Here is a 19,651-nt window from a genome sequence, read left to right as displayed (position 1 = left end):
CAGGGGCGTTGCAGGATTCGACGACCCAAGTCGACGGGCCATGCCGGCGTCGGTTGGATCAGGGTGTGTCGTGGGGGGTGTAGTACCTCTGGGGTTGCAGTGTGGGTCTAATCCGCGGCGCTTTGTCCATTCTCGGCATGGACATTCCCGGTCGATTCGTTGTCGAGAAACGGATTGGACAACTTATTGGGTACTTATTTTATCGGGTGCTTATTCGGGGAGGCGAGTTTACAATGCTTGTCGCTATCTAAAGGACTTGCGTTGTTGGTTCCACGTTCGGAACGCAGAGGGCGTCAGTTCCCATTCAATCGATCTGCGCTTTTTCTAGACAGAAGTTCGTGGGCGAGAACACCGACGGGTCTTCAAGACCCAAAAGGTTGAGTATGTCAATGCGAAGCAAGTTGAGGTTGAAGGACTTCGCACGTAGGCGTCTGTCGATGGAGCGTCTCGAGCCCAGGCAGCTACTAACGGTGAATCTGGCTCAATTCCAACCCACGGTTGTCGATTCGGTAGGCTCGGGCAGTCTCAATGAAGCGACCGATGGAATTGTCTCAAACGACTCACGGTGGATTTTCCAAAATAACACGAATCCCCACTGGGTCGAAGTTCGATTGCAAGCTCCCTATCCGATTGGTTCGGCACACGTCTATCTTGGTCTCGACGACACCAACAAAGTTTCGTCATTCGACCTTCAGTATCACGACGGTTCGTCGTGGCAAACGATCACCAGCGTTGTGGGGGACAACTCAACTGACCACAACCTCATCTTCCCAGCGACTGTCACTGCCACTCGATTTCGCATTCACACCAATGCGAATCAACTGCAAGTCAAGGAGTTTGTGCTGTTGCCGCCGAATGGTCCGGCAGGTTATCCGCTGGGGACCGCAGTCAACCTGAATTTGGGTTCGATGCTCGCGCCGGGGACCACTTCCGTCGCGGGAGATCACTACGCGATCCAAGCGGTCGATGGTTACGTTGCCGATGACTCGCGTTGGAGCTCAGACAGTTCCTCGGGAACACACCGATTGGCGGTTCGCATCCCGACCAGTCACGAAGTCGGGTCCGTCCATCTCTATTCCGGCGAGGCCGGGCCGGGCGGAACGATCGTCAATCCGATCAGCGATTTTACGATTCATTACTCGAACAATTTTGGGAGTTCCTACACACCGGTTCCAGGTGGCACTGTTTCGTCGGGAAGCATGTCCGGGAATTCGATTACAGGAAACAGCTCGGGCGAGTTGGTCATCAATTTCTCGACGCCGGTGCTCGCCAACCGCATTCGCATCTCTTTTAATCAGGCCAACGGTTCGGTGCGTGAGATGGTTGCGTTTCCGGCGAACACGTCTGCCAGCGGTTCGGGTTACCCGATCGGGACTTCTGTCAAATTCGAGTCACCGCCGCAGACCACATTTGACGACTTCGGTGACGCTTGGTATCGAATCGTTTCGAGGCAGAACAATCGTGCATTGGTCGCTGACGAAACGGGGGCAACTCAGACCACCGGGGCAACACCACAAGTTGATCGGCAATATCAAGTCTTGTACTCGTATGCTTTGGATGCCTATCGCATTCGTTCCGAGGATACCGGTCAAGCGTTGCAGGTTGCGGACGCTTCGTTGGAAGCGGGCGCTGCCATTATCGAAGGTAACTACTCCGCCGCGCCGCATCAACTTTGGCGTCTGGAGCCAACCGATGGAGGTTATTTTCAGTTCGTGAATGTCTGGTCGGGAATGGTGCTGCACACCGGCGGGGCATACCCCAATACTGTCACGCAGCAACCTTTTGATTCGGCAGCCGATCCGGCCAATAATCAAGAATGGAAACTGACGTTCATCGACGATTACTTCAAGAAGGGAACGGCGAGTGCAACCGTGGGGTCGTTTGGCAGCAGTTGGTCGTATGACTGGAACCGGGGGAATTTCGATTCGCTGCCTCATGATCAGTTTTATGCACCGATGCAGTTTCGGGAGGGATGGCCAAGTTTGACGAATCTGCACCAAAAGTACGATGATTGGAACGATGAACTCAAGCCATCGTACCTGCTCGGGTTCAACGAACCCGACCGCGCAGACCAGGCGAACATGACCGTTGCCACCGCGGTCGGTTTGTGGCCACAATTGCTGGCGATGGATGTGCCGCTGGTATCTCCCGCCAACGCTCATGGGGCCGCAGGACAATCATGGTTGGAAGATTTTTCAGATCAAACCGACGCGTTCGGGTACCGAACCGACTATGCCGCTACGCACTGGTATAGCTCGCCGAATGTGAACAACGTTCTTAATTGGGTTAATTCGACGCAAGCGAAGTCCAATGGAAGGGATGTTTGGTTGACCGAGTTCGCCGTGGTGGATTGGAGCGGAGGAAGCGGCAATTGGTCTGAAGAGACGAACTACAACTTCATTTTGGAGTTTATGTATCGTGCCGAATCGAAAGCAAATTTGGACAAGTACGCTCTGTTTCTGTGGACCGGTGCGGAGCCGGACACGCCGTGGGAAAAATCGAATCCTCGATCGAACTTTTTCATTTCAAATAGTAACAAAGCATTGACACCATTCGGAAAGGCTTACGCGGCTTGGGACGGTGAGACCAATGTCGAAAATGAAACGCTTTACCTGCTCCACAACCGGGCCGCATTTCATCGCTTGCAGAACGATGGTGGGGCCGCGGTGGAGAAAGCGACGATTCGCGTCGAGGACGATTCGGTGCAGTGGATTGTTCAGGATGCGGGCAACGACGAAGTCTTTATCACTTCGGCCGTCGATGGCCGACGCGTCAAATTGGAATCCGGGAACATCGTGATGTCCGAGCCGGGTGCCACCGGATGGGGAGTGCGGTGGAAGATTCAACAAGATGTTTACGGATGGCAGAATGTTGTTCACTCCGGTAGCGGCAACTACCTGCGATTAGACCGTGTCAATGACGCCAGCGGAGCACCGACTTCGCAAACACTGGACGTGGTCACACCAGCGACTGCCGCTTCCATGGACAGCACCGACTGGTGGTTCGTCAAGCCGTATGAGGCTGCCATTCACAGTGATTTCGGGGACGCGCCGGACCCGTATCCCGTTACGCTTGCCGATGACGGGCCTCGTCATACGGGTGGCGGCCCGACGCTCGGATCGCTCGCCGATGCCGAAGCCGATGGTTCCAACTCCGCCGACAGCTTGGCGGATGACTTAAGTGGTTCAGATGATGAAGACGGTGTTACCTTCGCAACCGCCATCAACGCAACGTCTGTTGCGGCTCGAACCGCAAAGGTGGACGTGGAGTTGATGAATGCCGATCCAACCTCGAATCGGCTCGATGCCTGGGTCGATTTTAATCACGACGGCGATTGGCTCGATGATGGTGAACAGATCTTTAATAGCTTTGACCTCGGGACCGCCAACGGAACCCAGACGCTTAGCTTCACCGTACCGCAGCATACGGGGACGAACGTGAAAGAGGGGGAAACGTATGCGCGTTTTCGCGTCAGCACGGCCGGTAATCTGAGTGTGACGGGGGCGGCCTATGACGGTGAAGTCGAGGATCATCGAGTTGTCATCGTGACGAACGACGCTCCTGAATTGGCGAACCCCATTGCCGATCAGGACGCTACGGAAGGTGCAGAATTTTCCTTCCAATTGGCAGACGATGCGTTTCAGGATCCGGATGGGGATGCACTGACCTACACGGCCACGCTCGCCGATGGTGGGGCTTTGCCGTCTTGGCTGTCGTTCTCGGCAACGACGCGTGCTTTTAGTGGCGTGCCAAGCCGTACGGATGTGGGCTCGGTGACTGTACGGGTGACTGCCAGCGACGCGAGTGATGTCGCGGCTAGCGATCAGTTTCTCATCACGATCATGGCAGCCGCGGCGACGCTGGATTTTGGCGACGCCCCGGCCGGCTATCCCGTGACTTTGGCCCAAGACGGTGCACGGCACACCGTCGGCACCCTCCGGCTCGGCAACGCGATCGATCCCGAAGCAGATGGAGTGGCATCGGCCGCTGCCGACTCCGACGGCGCCGACGATGATGGAGTCACCTCGCTTGCAACCGCGATCGCCAGCACGACGTCTGCGACCAGATCCAGCTTTGCTATTGTCGCTTCGGCAGCCGGAAAGCTGGATGCTTGGATTGACTTCGACGGCAGCGGCAACTGGTCTGGATCGGAACAGATATTCGACAGCGTGGAAGTGATCGCTGGTGCCAACACGTTGAGCTACCTGATCCCTGCCGGATCATTTTCTTCTGACGCTGCAGCGCGGTTCCGACTCAGCACGGCGGGCGATCTCGAAGTCACCGGCGCCGCAGCAGATGGGGAAGTCGAAGACTACATCGTCACACTGCAGTCTGGTGGAAACAACGACGTCAACGTGACCTCGATCACGCCGGGTACCGTCACGATTGAAACCATCGGCACCGATGTGATCGTTCGCGATGGCAGCACGATCCTATTCCAAGGTCCCGCCGCCGACCTGGCGGAGTTCGATTTCACCGGTTCCAGTGGCGACGATACTCTCGAGTTTTCGACCTCGTTCACTACGTTCAGCGGCGGCGTCGGATTGAATGGCGGTGCGGGTAACGATCGACTGGTTGTCTCCGGAGAAAACCAGCACTTGCGACCTGGTTCCACGCATGCCTTTTCGGGATTGGAAACGATTGACATCACCGGCACGGGGGCCAACGTGCTGACCATGACCGAGACGCAAGTTGCCACATTACCCGATGGTGGGCAGACACTCCGGGTGATCATGGACGCGGATGACGCCTTGGAATTAAGTGCCGACACCAGCGTCAACGCAAACAACGCGTTCCGAGTATCGGAGGCATTGGTCGACAACGGCCAGTTCGTCATTATGGCAACGTCCGACAGTGCGACCGTTCAGCTCACGGGGCTCAACTGGACCAACCCACTCGAACGTTTGGATGTCAACGCTTCGGGAAACATCGACGCAGTCGACGCGCTGGTGATTATCAACCGCCTCAACGATGGTGTCTTGTTTGAATCGGGGTCGGAAGCTTTGATAGATCCGGCTTCGTTGGGCAGCGATTTTCCTATGAGTTTTGTGGATGTAACCGGTGAGGGAATTTTGTCCGCGCTGGATGCACTGCGTATCATCAATCATATGAATTTGCGTGTTGCATCGAATGAATTCGGTGCCGAGCAGACGTTGTTTAACACGGATGAACTCAGTTCACAGACCAAGTTCGCTCCCGCCGAAAATGATGACGAAACATTCGCGCCCGTCGTGACCTTGCAAGACTTCGATCCCGAAATGCCTCGCTCAAGCGTTGTCTTAGGTCAACGGGAACAAGCAACTCGTATCAAGGTCGATTCGCTCGTTGACAGCGAAGACGAGAATGAGAAGGAAGAGCGATACACGACTATCGATCACGCCCTCACGCAACTCCTTTATCAGTGAGCGTCTGATTTCGAACAGCGGGTGGCAAAGCTTCACAAATTCGGGGCCCAGACGCAATGCCGTCGGCGTGAGACTTTCCTTCAAAGCCGCCTTTCGTGTTGGTGACTATGCCACAGCATTCTGGGGTCGTGCTCCAACGATTTTAGATGCGGGCCGACGTTTGGGGCCTGATGAAACCATGATTGTTCGTGTGTTCAATCGGGCCCTGAGACGAGACTGCTTGATGACCAAGGAACGAGATGGATGAAAGAGAAGCTCGCGGTAGGTCGTCACGTCACGATCAAACCGCCTGCTGCGTTTGATCCGATGCGGTTCATTCAGCCCGGCGAAGTGGTGACTTCACCGGGAGCGTGACGATGGGGGAATGGAAAGCCGGGTTGGCTGATCCGCGTTCATTCAGGGCGATAGTTTTTGTCGGTGGTCAGCAGAAACTGATCCATCGTGAACCCGTCCTCTCGCATCGAAAATTCGATTGTCTTCTTGCCGGGAGCATCGATGTCGAGGTAGATCTCCATCGGCACTCCGCAGTGCTGTTTTTCGGTGCGCTGGGCACACTGCCAACGCCAGGTGTTTTTGCCTTCGCACCACTGCATCCGTTGGCCATGTTCGGGCCACTCGCCATCGATTCCGACATGGATGCCGTTGTCTTCGCTGCCGGTAGAGAAGGCACGTACCCAGACGTAGTATCGGCCGGCTTTGGGGATTTCAACTGGATAGCTGATTACGGCCATCTTGCCCGCTTCGGGACTGAAGTTTTCGCCCCGAATGAGTTTGTCGGCATGCGTCACGCGGGTGTCAGGAAGCAGTCTAATGTAGGCTCCGTTACTCGCCCCTTCGGCAGCCTGTTTTCGCTGATCGTTTTCTGGAATTTTCGACGAGCTTTCGTTGTTGGGGATCACGGTCCAGCGTCGCAGATCATCGTTCCGCTGTGCCGTAAAACTCTCCGCTTCGATCATGATCGGTTGATCGATCGCTGTGGTTGTTGATTCGTTTCCACTCGCCTGCGTCGCTACGATCACAGCGAGTGTCAAAGTGCCGACCACGCTACCAAGCGTTCGCATTGCATACATTCAATTTGTCCCTTGTGTTTTGACTCGTTGATCAGATCGCCGATACCGGCGTGAAGCCGGTATCTTAGTCGATCGAGTCGCAGTGCAAATGCTATTTAGTTGAGGAGAGCCGAACGGACTTCGGCAATCGTCGTCTCGATCCGGTGGATGCTAACTGGCAACGAAATCATGTCACGGACAAGACGTCTATGTAGTTGATAAGTGTGTGACGTTATTGGAGCGGATGGTCGTTTTTTCATTGCCCCAGCACTGAGTCGGCGAGGACAGGATGCGGTTGCGGGTTGGTGCGTCTAAGGGGCTCGGGGGCTTGAGCTGCCGAGTCTGTTGGAGCTCCTGGTGAGCTGTGTTTCGCGAAGGTCCTCTCGAGTTCCACAACGCGGTCAAGGACATCGTTTAATGCTCAAGAATCGCATTTGGACGGATGGGCAGGGCGGGGGCGGACCGCCATCGATTGTCCACTCGCTGCAGCGGGGGTGATTTTTGCCGTCATCTAAACGGCTGACGAGGAAAAAGTACGCGTCTCCACTACAATGTTTGGTAAGATATGGCGGTTCAGTTGTGAAATTGGACATTGTGACCTTCTTTTTGTTCTTATCGGAGTACACCTGGTATGGCTTCAAAGCCCTTGCCTAAACGGCAGAATTCGGGCTTCACGTTAGTGGAGCTTCTCGTTGTGATTGCAATCATTGGCGTTCTCGTTGGCTTGCTACTGCCGGCCGTTCAAGCGGCTCGTGAGGCGGCCCGCCGCATGAGTTGCAGTAACAATTTCAAGCAGGTCGGTTTGGCGTTGCATAATTATCATTCCGCTTACAACCAATGCCCCCGATCACAGGGCGGAACTGCCCATCCGAACAAAACCGATGCGGAAAGTCAGGCGGTCAACACCGGATTTAATCGGTCTGATTTGAATTGGCTGGTTGGGCTCACACCGTTCATGGAACAGCAGGCCGTTTGGGAGCAGATTAGCAATCCGTTGACGATTACTGCGGGCGTCTTCCAGTCGATGGGACCCAATCCTAAGCGTTCGCAAAACACCTATGGAAGCACTCCGTATCAGCCTTGGTTGACTAACATCCCGTCGCTTCGCTGCCCCAGCGATCCTGGTGTCGGTTTGCCATCAGATGGACGCACCAACTACGCCTATTGTGCCGGCGATTCGGTGCACATGGGTGACTGGGGGTCACTCGACAACAATGAGAACGTCAACAGCACTCGTGCGATCGCTGTCCGCCATGCCCAGCGTGGCTTCTTCGTCCCTCGTACCACCCTCTCCTTCCGCGATATCTTGGATGGATTGTCCAACACCATCGCCGCGGGTGAAATCACGACAGATTTAGGAGACCGCGACAAGCGTACTTTGTGGGGTGCTTCAGGAAGCACGAATGATGACGGTCGCGATATGGTTAGTGCGAATGGTGCCTTGGCATGCAACGGTACAGATCCAACTCGACCTCAGTTCTGGGGGACGCAAGTCACCGTCAACGAAACCGAAAGCGATCGTCGCCGCGGGTACAAATGGGCGTTCGGTCGAATCGCCTACAGCGGCATGAACACGATCCTGCCGCCTAATCGTGAAGTGTGTATGGCCGGAGACCACAGCTCGGCCGGTGTCTGTCCTCCGAGCAGTCGTCACCAGGGCGGTTGCCACGTTCTCATGGGCGATGGTGCGGTCAAGTTCATCACCGATTCGATCGAAGCGGGTAACAGCAACAGCGCTCAAGTTTCCAACGCAACTGGCGGGCTCGCCGCAGGTCGGGTGTCACCGTTCGGGCTCTGGGGAGCCCTCGGTACTCGCGCTGCCAAAGAAGTGGTTGATTCGGACTTCTAAAACTCAGCGAATTTTATATCCCCGCGGTGCTTCGATGGAACGGGCACCGTGGGATGAAATCGCATCAGAGTCCGTGGACGCCGAGCCGCGGGCCAAAAGTCTTGCCGGCTTTCGCTATGGCAACTCGGAGGACGCGTAAAGCGTTAGCCGAGGATCGGATGGATGACTTCACCATGGACATCGGTTAGGCGGAACCGCCGCCCTTGGTATTTGTAGGTCAATCGTTCGTGATCGATGCCTAGCTGGTGCAGGATCGTGGCATTGAAGTCATGAACGTGTACCCCGTTTTCAACGACGTTGTATCCGAATTCATCCGTCGCTCCGTAGGTCATGCCCGGCTTCACGCCGCCACCGGCCATCCAAGTGGTGAAGCATCGCGGGTGGTGGTCACGTCCATAGTTGTCCGCGGTGAGCACGCCCTGGGAGTAGGACGTCCTTCCGAACTCCCCGCCCCAAATGACCAGCGTGTCGTCGAGCATCCCGCGTTGCTTGAGATCTTTGATCAACGCGGCTGATGCCTGGTCGGTTTCTTTGGCTTGTTCGCGGATTCCTTTGGGCAGGTTCGAGTGTTGGTCCCAACCTTGGTGATACAACTGGATGAACCGCACGTCCTTTTCGGCCAAGCGTCGAGCTAACAGACAGTTGGCAGCGAAGGTTCCCGGTGTGCGGGCATCGTCACCGTAGGCTTCGAAGGTCGACTCGGGCTCGTCCGAAAAATCGGTCACGCTCGGAACGCTCGCCTGCATCCGGAACGCCATCTCATATTGGGCGATCCGCGATTCGATTTCGGGGTCGAGTTCGTTCTGATACTGGTGTTGGTTTAGCCGATTGATCGCGTCGAGCTGGGATCGGCGATGAGGCCGGGTGATTCCGGACGGATTCGAGAGATACAGCACCGGATCGCTGCCGCCACGAAATTGGACGCCTTGATATTTGGAATCAAGGAAGCCGTTACCCCACAGTCGTGAGTACAGCGGTTGACCGCCCTGTCCCGCCGAGACGAGCACGATAAACGCGGGGAGGTCTTCGTTTTCGCTGCCCAGGCCGTATGACAACCACGATCCGAGCGATGGTCGGCCGGCGATTTGCGAGCCGGTTTGGAACATCGTGATGGCGGGATCGTGGTTGATCGCCTCGGTGTTCATCGACTTGATGAAGCAAACATCGTCCACGATGTCGCGGTGATAGGGCAGCAGGTCACTCAGCCAAGCACCCGATTGACCATGTTGCGAAAATTTGAAGTGCGATCCCGCGAGCGGTAGCGACGACTGGTTGACCGACATGCCGGTTAGTCGTTGTTCGCCTCGGACGGCGGGAGGCAATTCCTGTCCGTTCATTTTGTTGAGAACAGGTTTGTAATCGAACAGGTCTTGTTGCGCCGGGCCGCCGGATTGAAACAGGTAGATCACCCGTTTGGCCTTGGGCGGGAAGTGTGGAAGTGGCGTCGCGGTCGAAGGATTCGCCGCAGGCGTCGGTGCTGCGGCCGCGTCACGCATCATCAGCGATGCCAATGCGGCACCGCCCAGCGTCGTGCATCCGTTGCGGATGAAAACGCGGCGATTGGCAGCCAGCGGGTTATCTCGTTTTGTTTGAGGATTCATGGTCATGTCTTGCCGCCTTTATCGTTTCCAAATGGTTGCGTCGAGGTTGAGTATCGTCTGGCAAACCGCCGTCATCGCCGCGAGTTCGACCGAATCGAGGTCAGCGTCTGGTTCGGATTCGCCGATCTTGATGAAGGCAGACGCAGCGGATCGGTTTTGGGTGAAGTAGTCTCGTTCGCTGGCCATCTGATCCAAAAGTATTTGCAGTTCGTTGTCGTCGGGATGTCGACCGGTCAAACGGACGAACGCTTCGTCGATGCGTACTCCGTCATCGCTGGCCGGTAGCACCTCGGCAGCCAACGACCGAGCGGCTTCGACAAATTGAACATCGTTGAGCAGCACGAGTGCCTGCAAAGGTGTGTTGGTGCGAGAGCGTTTGACCGCACAGACTTCACGTGACATCGCGTCAAAGGTGAGCATGTTGGGAAGCGGCGCGGTACGTTTCCAAACCGAATACAACGATCGGCGATACAACGCCTTGCCAACCGATTGTTGGTAAGGTGGTGACATGCCATTGGATTCACGCCACAAGTCTTCGCCGGGTTGATACGGCGAAACCGGCGGCCCACCACGGGTCAAGTTAATGAGTCCCGAGCCGGCCAAGGCGATGTCGCGAATTTGCTCCGCTGTCAAACGATGAGCCGGCCCGCGGGCGAGAAGCAGGTTTGTCGGATCGATCTGCTGGCTCTTAGGTGTGATCGCGGAGCTTTGTCGATAGGTTGCCGATAAGACGATGTTGCGGCACAGTCGCTTGACGTTCCATCCGCTGTCGATGAAGTCGCGGGCTAGCCAGTCGAGCAATTCAGGGTGCGTTGGAAGGTCGCCTTGTAAACCAAAATTTTCGGGGGTGTGAACTAGTGGTTCGGCGAAGAAGTTTGCCCAAAACCGGTTTACCGCGACGCGTCCGGTGAGCGGATGTCGCGAATCGGTGACCCACATCGCGAGCCCCAACCGGTTGTTTGGAGCGTCTTCAGGAAGCGGGAGCGATAGGCCGGACAACACGCCGCGATCGATCCGTGTTTTGTCGTTTTGTGGTGCATCGTATTGGCCGCGGGCCAGCACGTGCGTTTCGCGAGGTTGTTCGGTTTCCTCCATGATGGGGACTTCATCCATGACTTCCTCGGCCATCACAAACGCGTGGCGTGCTTCGTTCAGCGCATCCCAAGCGGCACGGGCGGGTTGATCGATCGCGGAGATGTAGGTCGCCTCGGAAACCGGTTCGACCTCGCCGGTCGCGAGCTGCCGCAGTTCGCCGGTGGTTAATGCTCGCGTGAATAAACGGATGTCGTCGATCAGGCCGCCAGCCAAACCACGGGCTCGAAAGCGTTGCCCGACGACAAACTCGCCACCATGGTCCACTTTCACATTGGCGGACTTCTTGATCTTGTCCCGCAGAATGGTTGTTTGGAGCGGTTTTCCGTTGAGGAACAGTTGCAATCCAGACGCCTGTGACGAACCATCGTAGGTTGCGGTGATCTGGTGCCATTGATCGACGGGAATCGGATCCTTCGAACGAACGCCGATGGCGTTGCCTGGCCAAACGCGATACATCCGCGATTCGAGATAGCCATCGACCAGGGTTAGGTCCCAGCCGTTGTAACCACAATCGGTTCCACGTGTGTGGTGCGCGATCAAACTGCGATCGGCGACACGTCGTGTCTCGCGTAGCGTCACCACGACGGAAAACGGCGTCCATCGGTCCAACGGCTCAATCCCCGAGGTCGTGACGCCACGCTCGCCATCGAGTGACAGGGCGCGACGCGGAAGCTCAACGGTATTGTCCGTGCCACCTTCGCTCTCGGGACGGTCGTCAGCCGAAGTCGGATCGAGGCGTGCAATCGTTGAGTCGGTGACTGGGACCAGTTCAGGCATGGTTGTCCAAGCCCGGTCCGACTCCGATGGGTGGTAGATCTTCTTCAGTGTATTGTCGAAGCCGCGATCAAAGGACAATGCGAGCCGGAGGTCGGGGATCGAAGCCGGCGGTGGCGTTTGTTGTTCCTTCCAGGTCGCGTAACGGGCTTTGGCACGCTCGCATTCTTTCGCGTATCGCTGTTCGGCGTCTCGGAGATTCTGAAACGCTTGATCCAACTCAGCTTGTTGTTCGTCCGTCGGCAGCAGCAATGAGGGGCAGGGAACCTTCTCGGTGCGGTCATACACGCCGCTCTCGTCGATCGAATTGAAGTATCCCGATAACGCGTAGAAGTCTTTCGTCGGAATGGGATCGTACTTGTGATCGTGGCAACGGCAGCACTCCAGCGTCAGCCCCAGTACCGCGGTGCCGAAGGTATGGACTCGGTCGGCAACGTTTTCCAATCGCCATTCTTCAAATACCGCACCGCCCTCGTTGTTAAGGCGATGAATGCGGTTAAACGCCGTGGCGAGCTTTTGGTCTCGTGTCGGATTTTCCAACAAATCGCCCGCCAATTGCCATGTCAGGAAATCGTTGTACGGCAGGTTGTCGTTGAAGGCCCGGACGACCCAGTCTCGGTACGGCCACTGTGTGTTTAATTTGTCTGATTGATAACCGTACGAGTCTGCGTATCGAGCAGCGTCGAGCCACGCGACCGCCATGTGTTCTCCAAACGCGGGCGAATCGAGTAGTTCAGCAACGGCGGACTCATAGGCTCGCTCCCCGAGTTGGGCAACGCCCTTTTCGAATCGTGAAATCTGATCCGGTGTGGGTGGTAGACCGGTTAGGTCGAGAGCGACACGGCGGAGCCAAAGCAGCGGATTGGTTTCGGGGGCAGGGTGAAGTCCGGCCTCATCCATTTTCTCGGCGATGAAGCAATCGAGCGGTTGCCGACACCACTGTGGCTGGCTCGGTTCGGGAACCTCGACGGACTCAGGCAACGGCTTAAATGCCCAGTGTTCGTCATACTCCGCACCCGAGTCAATCCATTTCGCGATGGTTTGCTTGTCCTCGTCAGTGAGGGCCAAGTTCGAGTGCGGTGGCGGCATCAACACGTCCGCGTCGTCACTGGTGATTCGGTCGAGGACGTCGCCCGATTCGATCGCGTCGATCGCTTCGTCACGCAGATCAAGGCGGAGTCCTGATTCGCGATTTTCCTCATCAGGCCCGTGACAGAAATAGCATTTGTCGGACAGGATTGGACGCACATCACGATTGAAATCGACTTCTGCGGCCGTAACGGCAACGTATCCGAACAGCATCACGGCGAAACCGAGTGCGGCGGGAAAGGATGGATGACGTTTTTTCAAAATCTATACTCCACGGAATAACCATTCGTTCGATGCAAGCGAACGTGGGGACGTCGATTGTTTTAGTGCTCTTGTTAACGGACGGCTCGCGCCGTTCCGCTACTTTTGAAATCCCGCGGTAATTAAATCGACGTCCCGCCGTTCGTTGACTGTGATGGTCATTATTGTCGCGGGGGATTGCATTGTCTTGCATCAATGCTACCTGCTTGTGTATATTAGACGCATGAAACATGCCGAAACGCAAAAGCGGTTTTTTGAGCAACTCGATGGATTTGAGCAGATGGCTCGTCTGTTCGAGTTCTTGCCGGGCGTTTCATTCTTCGTCAAAGACCGGCGGGGGCGGTTCATCGCGTTGAATCGCCGGGGATGCGAATACTGCGGCGTTTCGAGTGAAGAGCAGGCGATCGGTCGCACCGATCACGACTTTTTCCCGCACCAACGGGCGGAAGAGTATCGTGCCGATGACGAAGCGGTGATGCGGTCGGGGGAACCGCTGGTTAACCGGATCGAGAGCGCGCCGGAATCGGCGGGGTCGCCGAGACTGGTCATGACGAGCAAGATCCCGCTGCGAAATCGCCGCGGCGCTGTGGTCGGTATTGCCGGGTTTTCACGTCAGATTGAACAGCTCCGGGAGCAGTCCGCGGATGCCGATGCGTTTTCTTTAGTGGTCGATCATTTACACCGATATTACGCCGACGCGTTGACAACGACCCAGCTCGCCAAGATGGCAGGATTGTCGAGTAGTCAATTCGAACGTCGCTTTCGTCACGCCTTTGGATCTTCACCGCGGCAATACTTATTGCGTGTGCGGATCGAGAACTCGTCACGTTTGTTGATCGAGACCGAACAAACGATTTCGCAGATCGCATTGGCGTGCGGTTTTTTCGACCACGCGCATTTCAGTCGGAGTTTCCGGCGAATCATGAGCACGTCGCCGTCAGAGTACCGCAGACGTCATCGCGGTAGCTGACCGAGCCGACGTGGTCCGCGATGACGTGATGCAGACTGAACATCGGGTCGTTCAGCTGGCGGCTTGGTAATACCCAGGATCGTCCACGTCGTCGCCATCGAAGTCGCCGACGATCGGTTGAGAAACGCCGCTCGGCCGAGGCACGCGAATTTGTTTGTCGTTGCCCGTGATCCGGTGGTCGCCATCGGTGTCGATGATCCACAGGTCACCTCGCACGACACCGATTTCGTCGATCCCGTCGCCATTGAAGTCGCCCACGATCGGTTCATCGCCGGGCTGTCCAAAATTCTTCGGTCGATCCTTGCTCGTCCAACGACCATCACCGTCTTCGTCGAGCATCCACTGGCCGCCCCGGAAGACACCGATCTGATCGATGCCATCGCCGTTCCAGTCCCCCGCGATCGGCGTGTCGACTTGTTCGCCGTACTGGAAGACGTGATCAACCGCATCGGCAAGCCATTCACCGTCTTCACCCCGCAGCAACACGCGTTGCTGTTTCTCTTCTTCGGTCAATTCACGGTGTACCAAGTCTTCGCGCCGGAGTTGGCGTCGCCGTTGGTTAGCGGGGTCAGGCAATCCGGGATCTTGGCGGATGCGTTCGGCGTCGTTTTGCCAACGGCGTCCGAAAATCCCGACGTCGTCTTTACCGTCACCGTCCCAGTCACCGACGACGGGGCGATCGAGTTCCGTTCCCAATCGCACCCACAAGTCACCCGCGTCCCATTGACCGTCACCATTGAGGTCAACGAACCACTGGCCGTTGATGAACAGGACGGCTTCGTCGACACCGTCACCATCGAAGTCACCCGTCAGCGCGGTCGCATCGGCGTGGCCGAGTTTGATCGCGCGATCGTTCGTTGATTTCGACAACGTTGCGGTGCCGCTCGGCAGGATCTGCCAGCGACCTTTCGAAAGTTCCACCTGTACCAGGGAATCGGGCAACTGACCCACTTTGGCGTTGCCGGAATCTTTCGCGTTGCGATAGGTCGCCTGTTGAACTTGCAAACGTCCATCAACCGAAGTCACCATCGCGGACTCGGCTCCTTGACCACGAGGGAAACCGCCGTTGATCACACTCAGGTGCCAACTGACTTCCCATTCGTCATCCGCCAGCATCGGTGGCGCGATGTCGTAGTACTGACCGTATGCCGCGATCGGAACGATTGGGTCGAAGGTTTCGATCGGGGTTAACGGTGCTGCGGGGTTGGACGGATTTTCGTACGACCAAGGTGGAAGCTCTGGTGGATCTTCGATCACGATTTCGCTGAAGTTGTTGCTCGTGCTCGTCCCACCGGGATTGACTTGGATATTGAAAATCGCGTCGAACCTTGGGTCACCGCCGGCAGCCAAGTTCGAGATGAATGTGTTGAGGCTGCTCGGATCACTGAAGTCGGCGAGGTTGATCGCCAGACCGCCTGTTGTGCCGGCAGTGTCGAGTGAGTCGATGAACCCGTTGGGTTGGGTTTGATAAACCGAATACACGATCCGAGGTCGCAGTCCGACGAATTCGTAGTAACCGTTCTCGTCAGTGGTCACGCGGATCACGCCCGACGAAGAGCCGCCGAGCTGATCGTTGGCGGGGTCAATCGGCACACCGAAGACGTCTCGCAATTCGAGCGTGACGCCAGCGAGTGGCGTGTCGTCGTCGGTTAGTTCGCCGTCGCGATAATCACGCAGGTCAGCCGGATCAGGTTCTTCGCTGAGTACGAGCGCGTCGCCGTCTTGGAACACGTATCCCGAGATCGTGACCGGTGGGACTTCGGGGAAGTTGTAGTCTTCACCGTGCTCACCGCCGGCGAGGTCGATCTCTCCGATCAGGTCGAACTGAATCAATCGGCCGCCCAAGGTTCCGATCGTTTGACCGCCGTGGAAATAGCCGTCGGGTTGATACTCTTTGACTTGATATCGTCCCGGACGCAGACCGGTGAATTCGTAGCAACCGTTGGCGTCGGTTTGCGTTGTCGCAATGACGTTTCCGGACTCATCGAGGAGTTCGATGACAACGCCGGGGATTGGCTTTTCGTTGTCATCAAATTCTTGATCGAGGTCGAGGTTGCTCCAAACCTTTCCGGAAATGGACCCAGGCGGGAGTTCGCAGAAGTCATAACGCGTCAGCGATTGGCCGGATGCGAGTGCGATTTGCGAGATCACATCGGCGACCGAGTCATCGCCTCCGCCGCTACCGGCAACCTGGCCGCCGTGGAAGTAACCATCGGGCTGCGTTTCGCGAACGGTATAAACGCCCTTGGGCAGATTCCCAAAACTGTAGCTGCCGTCGCTCGCGGTTGTCGTGAACGCAATGAACCGTCCCGACTCGTCGTAGAGTTCGACGCGAACGCCTTGGAGACCGATTTCGTTCGGGTCTTGGACGCAATCGCCGTCGTTGTCGACGTAAACGACGCCCGAGATTTCGGAGGGCAGCAGTTCGCAGAAGTCGTAGTCGGTTAGCGTCTCACCCCATCCAACCGGAATCGCTGAGATTCGATCGGCGAGCGAGTCATCGCCACCTTTGTTACCAGCGACTTGGCCGCCATGAAAATATCCGTCTGGCTGAGTCTCGCGAACGAGATACTCGCCGGCCTTCAGGTTGGTGAAGGAGTAGTTTCCGGTGGCGTCGGTGGTCGTCGTGGCGACGACATTGCCAGACGAATCCAGCAATTCGATCAACACGCCCGCGAGGCCTTCTTCGCCGCTGTCGCGAACGCAGTCTTCATCGCGGTCGACGTACACGACACCTGAAATTTCGGCAGGCAATACTTCGCAGAAGTTATAGTTAGTCAGCGTCTCACCCCATCCGACCGGGATCGCGGAGATGCGATCGGCGACCGAATCGTTGCCGCCCTTGCTGCCCGCGACTTGCCCGCCGTGGAAGTATCCTTGCGGCTGTGTTTCGCGAACGGTGTATTCACCGGCTTGCAAGTTGGTGAACGAGTAATTGCCCAGCGAGTCCGTCGTCGTTGTTGCGACCACTTTTCCGGTGTTATCGATCAGCTCGATCAGGACACCCGCGAGCCCTTCTTCCCCGCTGTCACGAACACAATCGTTGTCGCGGTCGACGTAAACGACACCCGAGATCTCAGCGGGCAATACTTCGCAGAAGTTGTAGTTGGTCAGCGTCTCGCCCCATCCGACCGGAATGGCCGAGATGCGGTCAGCGACGGAATCATTGCCGCCTTTGCTGCCGGCGACCTGACCGCCATGGAAATACCCAACGGGCTGAGTCTCGCGAACGATGTATTCGCCCGCTTGCAGGTTCGTAAACGAGTAGTTGCCGTTGGCATCGGTGGTCGTGGTCGCAACCACGGTACCCGAACTGTTGATCAGTTCGATGAGGACGCCTTGCAAGCCTTCTTCGCCACTGTCGCGGACGCAGTCGGCATCGCGATCGACGTAGACGACACCTGAAATTTCAGCGGGTGGGCGTTCACAAAAGTCATAGTTGACTGCGTTGACGCCGGAGGTGAGTGTGATGTTTTCAATCAGGTTCGTGCCGTTGGCGACACCGCCGACGGAACCGGGGGTCGCACCGCCTTCGAAATAGCCGCTCGGTTGCTGTTCGACGACGCTGTACGTCCCCGGCAACAGATTGTCGAAGCGGTAGTTTCCTTCGGCATCGGTTTGCGTCGTGGCGACTGTTTTTCCGGTCGAATCCTTGAGTTCGATCACGACCCCGGCGAGTGTCATTTCTCCCGGATCGTAAACGCAGTCGTCGTCGATATCGACGTGAACGCGGCCCGTGATCGAGGCGACTTGTCGCTCGCCGAAATCGTAGTTAACCCCGTGCAATCCTTGCAGCAGAACGACTTGGGTCAGCGAGTCGCCATCGGTGCCGACGCGTCCGACCCGGCTGCCGTTGATCGTACCAACCGTGTCTTTCCCGTCGATGTATCCCGCGGGCTGTGTTTCGACGATTGTGTACGTGTCCGGTGCGATGTTGTCGAAAAGGTATTGGCCTTGCGAATTCGTTTGCGTCGTCGCAATCACGCTGCCGGTGGAATCGACCAAGTCCAAAGACACGTTCGCGATCGCTTCTTCACCGGTGTCTCGCACGCCGTCGTTGTCACGGTCGTGGTAGACCTGACCGGAGATCGAGCCCGGTGCGGCTTCGCAGAAATTGTAAGATTCCCCGTGACCACCGGACGGCAGTTCGATATGGGTGATTTGCCCACCGTCCACAGCCGATCCGATACCGACGAGGATGTTCGATCCGAGCGTGCGGATGTCGCCGGTGTGGGCGCCGCCGTCGATCAAACCGGCGGGCGTGATTTCGACAACGGTATAGGTACCCGCGTGCAGGTTATCGAAGAGGTAGCTGCCGTCGGCGCCGGTGCGAGTTGTCGCGACTGTTTTGCCGTCAGCACCGATCAGCCGAACTTCCACACCGGACAACGGTTGGCTGTCCTCTTCGTCATGGTCGCCGTCGCAATCTTCACCGGGTGCGGCGAGATAAACGAAACCGCCGATCGAACCGAGGGGCAGTTCGCCAAAGTTGTAATTCACACCGGCGTCACCGCCACCGAGCACGACGCCGACAATTTGATCCCCTGGGTTGACCGCCGATCCGACGACGCGTCCTGAAACGGTACCGGCGGCATCGGTTCCGTCGTCCAGGTCAGCCGGTTGATCGACTTCGACGATGCGGTAGGTACCCGGCATCACGTTGTTGAACTGATACGAACCATCCGCGTTCGTTTTTATCGTCAACGCGGTTTGCGGCGCGATCGTGTCGATCGGTTCGAGACGAACTGTGACGCCCCCGAGTCCGATTTCACCGGGATCTTTCGTGCCCGAGTCGTTATCGTCGCGATAGACAAAACCGCCGATCGAGGCGGGCTGGGGTGTTTGCGTCACGCTTCCCACGGCGGCGGCGGAGCGGTTCGGCAGACTTTCTGCATCGTCGCTCTCGTCCGGTGGCAGATTCAATCCGAAATCAGCCTTGGGGTCTCCGTAGTCGTTCAGGAAGATCGCGTCGACTGACGATTGATAGTAATTCGGCGCGTCGAAAGTCGCTTCGAGGATTGAATCCTGGAATTCCTGACCCGAGGTGATCACGTCGAGACGCTGGTTAAACTGTTCGAGATCGGCGAGGTTCCGCAGCACCTCGTCGACGTCGATCGTGAAAATTAGACGATCGCCGGCCTGAAAGTCGGTGGGCCGAAGGATCAGTTCCTGTCCGCCGTCGACAACTTCGACTTCGACGAGTTCGGACTGTCCCGGCGAGAGTTGGAAGGCGTGGAACCCATTCTTCCCACGGCCACCGGCGGCGGTATCGAAGATCGGGTCACCAACACTAATGCCGTCGCCATCTTTGTCGGTGTTGATGCGCAATTCCGTCAATTTCGTTCCCGGTGCACCACCGGTGAACGTGACAATAAACCGGTCACCCGCTGAGTCGCTGCCGACGTCCGTTTCGAGGTAGTCAGTTTCGAGATAGACCACACCGACGTGAATCGGGTCGGCCGCCATCATGCGACGGTCCTCGAGCGACTCGACGCGCATGTTTCGGGAGTGAACTCCGACCCGCGGCGTCGTCGATGCGATCAGGTTGCTGAGATGTC

General features: G+C 57.0%; 7 protein-coding genes. 3 read left to right on the top strand and 4 right to left on the bottom strand.

The features are described from left to right. Positions 1-389: 389 nt before the first annotated feature. Positions 390-5,405, top strand: coding sequence for a glycosyl hydrolase (locus NB063_RS07800; RefSeq protein WP_250928199.1), 5,016 nt, complete (start codon positions 390-392; stop codon positions 5,403-5,405). Positions 5,406-5,797: 392 nt separating this feature from the next. On the opposite strand, the gene NB063_RS07795 is transcribed toward NB063_RS07800, so the two are convergent. Then, complete coding sequence (locus NB063_RS07795) at positions 5,798-6,475, bottom strand: hypothetical protein (protein ID WP_250928198.1); 678 nt, start codon at positions 6,473-6,475, stop codon at positions 5,798-5,800. A 610-nt stretch (positions 6,476-7,085) separates the two neighbouring features. On the opposite strand from NB063_RS07795, the gene NB063_RS07790 reads away from it, so the two are divergent. Beyond that, positions 7,086-8,303 carry a DUF1559 domain-containing protein gene (locus NB063_RS07790; RefSeq protein ID WP_250928197.1) on the top strand — a complete coding sequence of 406 codons (1,218 nt, stop codon included), beginning with the start codon at positions 7,086-7,088 and terminating at the stop codon, positions 8,301-8,303. Positions 8,304-8,446: 143 nt separating this feature from the next. Here the strand turns inward: NB063_RS07790 and NB063_RS07785 are convergent, their stop codons facing one another. Both NB063_RS07785 and NB063_RS07780 read right to left on the bottom strand, forming a co-directional pair. After that, positions 8,447-9,910, bottom strand: a complete 1,464-nt coding sequence (locus NB063_RS07785) for a DUF1501 domain-containing protein (RefSeq protein ID WP_250928196.1) — start codon at positions 9,908-9,910, stop codon at positions 8,447-8,449. 12 nt (positions 9,911-9,922) lie between these two features. Next, entirely contained in the window at positions 9,923-13,123 is a 3,201-nt protein-coding gene (locus NB063_RS07780) for a DUF1553 domain-containing protein (protein ID WP_250928195.1), read from the bottom strand. Positions 13,124-13,346: 223 nt separating this feature from the next. Between NB063_RS07780 and NB063_RS07775 the strand changes: the two genes are divergently transcribed. Next, positions 13,347-14,093: an AraC family transcriptional regulator gene (locus NB063_RS07775; RefSeq protein ID WP_250928194.1), complete on the top strand. Its 747-nt coding sequence runs from the start codon at positions 13,347-13,349 to the stop codon at positions 14,091-14,093. 51 nt (positions 14,094-14,144) lie between these two features. On the opposite strand, the gene NB063_RS07770 is transcribed toward NB063_RS07775, so the two are convergent. Beyond that, a complete protein-coding gene (locus tag NB063_RS07770) occupies positions 14,145-19,592 on the bottom strand; it encodes an MSCRAMM family protein (protein ID WP_407652571.1) in 5,448 nt (1,815 codons plus the stop codon). Positions 19,593-19,651 lie beyond the last annotated feature (59 nt).

The organism is Aporhodopirellula aestuarii, assembly GCF_023701485.1.
Classification (GTDB): Bacteria; Planctomycetota; Planctomycetia; order Pirellulales; family Pirellulaceae; genus Rhodopirellula; species Rhodopirellula aestuarii.
Note: the sequence above shows the minus strand (reverse complement) of the source record. Positions and strands in the feature narration are given on the sequence as shown.

Bases quoted from the DNA above. Each gene is read 5' to 3' on its own strand.
- NB063_RS07800 (WP_250928199.1), top strand. From the start codon at position 390: ATGCGAAGCAAGTTGAGGTTGAAGGACTTCGCACGTAGGCGTCTGTCG.
- NB063_RS07795 (WP_250928198.1), bottom strand. From the start codon at position 6,475: ATGTATGCAATGCGAACGCTTGGTAGCGTGGTCGGCACTTTGACACTC.
- NB063_RS07790 (WP_250928197.1), top strand. From the start codon at position 7,086: ATGGCTTCAAAGCCCTTGCCTAAACGGCAGAATTCGGGCTTCACGTTA.
- NB063_RS07785 (WP_250928196.1), bottom strand. From the start codon at position 9,910: ATGACCATGAATCCTCAAACAAAACGAGATAACCCGCTGGCTGCCAAT.
- NB063_RS07775 (WP_250928194.1), top strand. From the start codon at position 13,347: ATGAAACATGCCGAAACGCAAAAGCGGTTTTTTGAGCAACTCGATGGA.
- NB063_RS07770 (WP_407652571.1), bottom strand. From the start codon at position 19,592: ATGCGCGTCGAGTCGCTCGAGGACCGTCGCATGATGGCGGCCGACCCG.